Consider the following 4679-nt stretch of genomic DNA (forward strand, 5'->3'; position numbering starts at 1 on the left):
GTATGAGGTGTAATTGAACCCGGTTTGGCAACAACCATTCCTCGTTCAACTTCATGCTTCTGGATACCCCGCAGCAACAAACCGACATTTTCTCCAGCAATTCCTTCATTCAGAACTTGCCTGAACATTTCTATGCCGATAACTGTTGCACGCAGGGTGTTGTTCAGACCGACCAGTTCAACTTCATCGCCGACTTCGATCGTGCCTCGATCGATCTTACCCGTAACAACCGTTCCCCGACCTTTGATCGAGAATACATCTTCGATCGGCATCAGGAAAGGTCGATCGATTTCCCGCTTCGGCGTAGGAATGTAAGAGTCTACCGCATCCATAAGTGCATAAATGCGATCGACCCACTCATCCTCACCCCGCTGAGTTTTAGGATTAGCAGTCATCTTCTCCAACGCTTTGAGTGCCGAACCTGCCACGATGGGAATCTCATTCCCAGGAAAGTGGTAAGCACTTAAAAGGTCGCGAATTTCCAATTCTACTAATGCCAAAAGTTCATCGTCCTCTACCATGTCTTTCTTATTCATAAAAACGACAAGGTAAGGAACTCCAACCTGACGTGCCAGTAAGATGTGTTCCTGAGTTTGTGGCATCACACCATCTGCTGCTGAAACTAACAGAATGGCACCATCCATTTGAGCAGCACCCGTAATCATGTTTTTCACATAGTCGGCATGACCGGGACAATCAATGTGAGCATAATGTCGAGTATCAGTTTCATACTCAACATGAGCGGTATTGATTGTAATACCCCGTTCCTGTTCTTCCGGTGCAGCATCAATTTGTTCGTAGCCTAGCGGTTTAGCTTTTCCCAACGCTGCCAGCGTTTTAGTAATTGCTGCTGTCAAGGTAGTCTTGCCATGATCGACATGACCGATCGTACCGATATTAATGTGTGGTTTTGTCCGCTCAAATTTGGTGCGTGCCATGCACTTTAGATCCTCCTTTTGTTGTTGTTATGGAATGAGCGATCGCGCTCTCAATTCAATGAACTGAGAACTGCTATAAATGGAAGGTAGAGTAATCCTAAAAGAATGTCTTCCCGCAGGATACCTCTACAGCAAAAAGCTGCATCTTCCAAAACCCCTTGCTCAAGAGTCGAACTTGACAATACCGTTTTTAGGAAAAACAGTTCTGCATCCGGCAGGCAAGGGAAAAAAGTAATTTCAAATTTCAGATTAGCAGAAGCAATAGCTACAAGCCTCACTGAAATTGTTAATTATTCAGCGAATTGCTATATGTTATGCCCTAACAACAGCGTACCGCAGCACTTCTAAGACCTCAATGGGATCGCAACCGTACAAACCTGCTCCCCAGGCTGCATTCTGCTCAACAACTGCCCATCCTCTTCCTTTAATCACACCCACGTCTATTACTGTTGCCTCAAGAATCTCTACCTGTTCATCTGATAGTAGAATTTCGATGAACTCCCGAACCTCACACTCTTCCTCTTCTGTATGTGCAAAATCATTTTGTCGCTGTAACTCTCCATCGCGCAGATAAATTGAGAATGTTTTGAGAGAGCGATTCAAAATAAAGCAACGAAACTCCTTTTCCCACTCCACAATTTCCGCAATTAGCACTGGAATTTCATCGGGATAATCGCTGGGAAGTTCCTCGCTTTGATAAACACGGGCAGGGAAACTTTTGTCGTTTGGCGGTTTGATAAAAGCTGCTTTTTCCATGCACCGCGCTTCACCCAACGTACTCAGATAAACCCAACGCTTTCGGTATTCTTCCGGTAAATTGGGTAACCAATCATTTGGTGGGTCAATTAAGCGAAGTCCAAGTTGCTCCGCTATCATCTCTGTCATCAATGCTTCCACATACAAAACTGGTTCGCAGACAAGTTTTAATTCATCAGGTAGTCGCCAGTTAATTAATCGCTGGACTCGCCAACCCAAACGATTAGCTGCACGCCATAAAGCCTGAGAATCTTCAGTATAGCGAGGAGTCAAAATCAGAGTTGGCATTGCTTACACAGTCTTTAAATGCTAGTAGACAGTTTCTAATGATAACCAATCCACCGGGAAGGTACTGCCCCTTCTACCTCTGCGTTATCAGCACAGTGCCTCGCTTCTCGGCTTCCGGTGGTTAAAGGAAGATGGAGGAATCGTACATCAGGCGAACTTCACAACGAAGCTATTGGGGTTGTGTCAGCTCTACTCGATGTCCATCTGGATCTGCCACTATTGCACGTCTTCCCCAAGCTGAATTACTAGGATGTGAAATGATTGAAGCACCGTGTTTTTCGAGTTCGCGGATAACTGCATCTACAGAAGTAACTTGAAATCCTAGCCGAGTCGCTGTCGTCGGTACTGTTTCTGGGGTAGATGGATAAATCTCAAACGTGGTACAACCGACCTCACTGGCAAAATGCTCTAAACCACTGCCATGTTGATGCTTGATGAAAGTCAGCCCCACCCGTTGATAGAAGGCAGCAGATTTTTCAATGTTGTTTGAGCGGATGACAACGAGATTCAGTTGAATTTGAGCCATTGCTTCGTGCCTCGCCATTAGTTTGCATTCAACACTTTGCGGAACACAACCTTATCATCGCCTGTTGCGTAGAAGTCACGAATGCGTGCCTCTTCCTCGAAGCCGCACTTCGCGTAGAATGCGCGGGTGCGATCGAATTCTGGCATCCCGGACGTTTCCACCAGCAGCACGCGCCCCCTGCGTGCTGTCAATGCCTGCTCGACGTAGCGTAGCAGCTTCGTACCGCGTCCTTGCCCTTGGCGATCCGGGTGAATCGCAATTAATTGCAGATTCCAAGTCCTGTCTGTCATCCGTTCCGGCTCACAGTAGGCAACGCCCACTGGCCCATTGTCATCATCAGTAATCCAGAACGGCTCTGTATCGCTGTTTCCTGCCAAAGAATCGGTCAACATCTGGCGCAGTAACTCTAGCGCACTCGGCGGGAAAAGCCCAGTTGCGTCAGCTAGGGCGATCAGAGCAGTGGTGTCATCGGGCGTAGTCGATCGAATCATCGTCAATACCAACAAGGCTCAATAAACCACATCAATCGTACTACAAAACACTACAAAATGCAGGTAGTTTGGCTCTGAATATAGTGTTAAAACACTAGATGCAGTCATAACGTACTCAAGTCTAGAAATACTACCCGAACTTCCAAACCAGTTGCCGTCCACACAGCCGCACTTTCCAAAACTCCAGGTTAACAGCCGTTTGCTCTGCCATTGAGCTATCCCGGAATAAAGTTTAATTGCAGATTTCAGATTGAATATTGAAGATTTAAAAAGCATCCTTCAATTTAAAATATAAAATCTAAAATCGACTCAGCCCCTTGCTCAAGAGTCGAACTTGAAATGCCCCTCTAAAAAGCAGAATGCCTGAACTCATTAGAAACAGATGAACTTTTATGATTAGCTTGTCAATCAATTGTTCAGCTTCAACGCCTACTGCTAGAACACAACTTGGATAATGTGATCTCCCCTATCTGTAGGGGAACCAAGCTTTGGTAAACCATGTCCTTTTAATGTTAAATAATCACCACTATTTGTTCCAGGAGGAATCATAAGTTTCGCCTCTCCATCGATTGTATTTACAGTAACTTCTCCACCTCGCTCAGCTTCTTCTGTTGTAATCCTTATTTGTGACATAACATTAGTACCATCACGTTTAAATTCCCCACTTTCTAATGGCACCAGAAGATAGATATACAGATCTCCAGGACTGCCGCCATATTGGCTAGCATCTCCTTCTCCAGGTATACGCAAACGTGTTCCAGAATCAACCCCAGCGGGAACGGTCACTGTTAGTGTTTTTATGGCTGATATCACATCACCATTAGGTCTAGCTTCTAAATGCTCAACTCTTATTGTTTTATTACATCCGAAAATTACTTCATAGAAATCTAGATCCAGATCGAGTCGCAAATCATCACCTCTATTGTCAAGAGGGAAGCGTTTATAAATTGTTTTAATCCACCAATTTTTTGTATAATTTTTTCCCAGCCAAAAACCTTTACAAGTTGCGATTATCATTAGAACATAATAAACCATTAAAAGAGGAATAATATAAAGTATCGTGATGTTTGCACAGCCTGTTGAATACGATTCACAAAGTAAGCTTAATCCCCTCCAGAAGCTAAGTTCACGACTGTTTATAAACCATACTACTGTCAGAAAAATACTGGTGTTGATGACTAGGCATAGTACGAGTATTCCAAAATTACTAACGACATAAAGAGGCCATGTGAGCAACAAAGTTATGAATAACAGTGCATACATCCAAGGGTAAACTGGAAAAATCATACTTGTTTTACCTCCAGAGAAAAACTAGCTTGATTCTACCCTTTATAGCGCTTGGAACAGCAATGCTCTTTTGTTCAGACCGTTGATGACCAGACTACAACCTACATACAGCGATAACCCCGATCTAGGCTCCACTGGTGACCAAGGCTGAACAGCTAACCCCTTGCCCAAGAGTCGAACTTGGTCACCAGCCTTCGGAGGGCTAGGTCTGCATCCCACAGGCAAGGGGAAAAAAAATTCAAATTTTAGATTGCAGATAGTAAATTTACTTTTTGATTTTGAAATTTGATTTGTATATTTTTTTTTTAACGAGAGGCATTTCATCAAAATCAATCTGCTACATTAAGTATAGATCTCCTTACGAATAAGCTCTATAGAACAAGAAAAGTTCGT

General features: G+C 43.9%; 5 protein-coding genes. All 5 read right to left on the bottom strand.

The window, feature by feature from the left end; translation table 11 throughout:
- On the bottom strand, positions 1–938 hold a 938-nt coding region (gene tuf, locus H6S82_RS19170; RefSeq protein ID WP_191056570.1), incomplete at its 3' end, for an elongation factor Tu.
- Positions 939–1250: 312 nt separating this feature from the next.
- Positions 1251–1982 carry an ATP-grasp domain-containing protein gene (locus tag H6S82_RS19175; RefSeq protein WP_190465717.1) on the bottom strand — a complete coding sequence of 244 codons (732 nt, stop codon included), beginning with the start codon at positions 1980–1982 and terminating at the stop codon, positions 1251–1253.
- Positions 1983–2151: 169 nt separating this feature from the next.
- On the bottom strand, positions 2152–2526 hold the full coding sequence (locus tag H6S82_RS19180; protein WP_199315331.1) for a VOC family protein: 375 nt from the start codon (positions 2524–2526) through the stop codon (positions 2152–2154).
- Positions 2526–2999, bottom strand: coding sequence for a GNAT family N-acetyltransferase (locus tag H6S82_RS19185; protein WP_190465719.1), 474 nt, complete (start codon positions 2997–2999; stop codon positions 2526–2528). The genes H6S82_RS19180 and H6S82_RS19185 overlap by 1 nt, the downstream gene beginning before the upstream one ends.
- A gap of 435 nt (positions 3000–3434) precedes the next feature.
- Positions 3435–4286 carry a J domain-containing protein gene (locus H6S82_RS19190; protein WP_190465721.1) on the bottom strand — a complete coding sequence of 284 codons (852 nt, stop codon included), beginning with the start codon at positions 4284–4286 and terminating at the stop codon, positions 3435–3437.
- Between the last annotated feature and the right edge of the window lie 393 nt (positions 4287–4679).

The organism is Planktothrix sp. FACHB-1355, from assembly GCF_014748295.1.
In the GTDB taxonomy this organism is placed as follows: Bacteria; Cyanobacteriota; Cyanobacteriia; order Cyanobacteriales; family Aerosakkonemataceae; genus Aerosakkonema; species Aerosakkonema funiforme_A.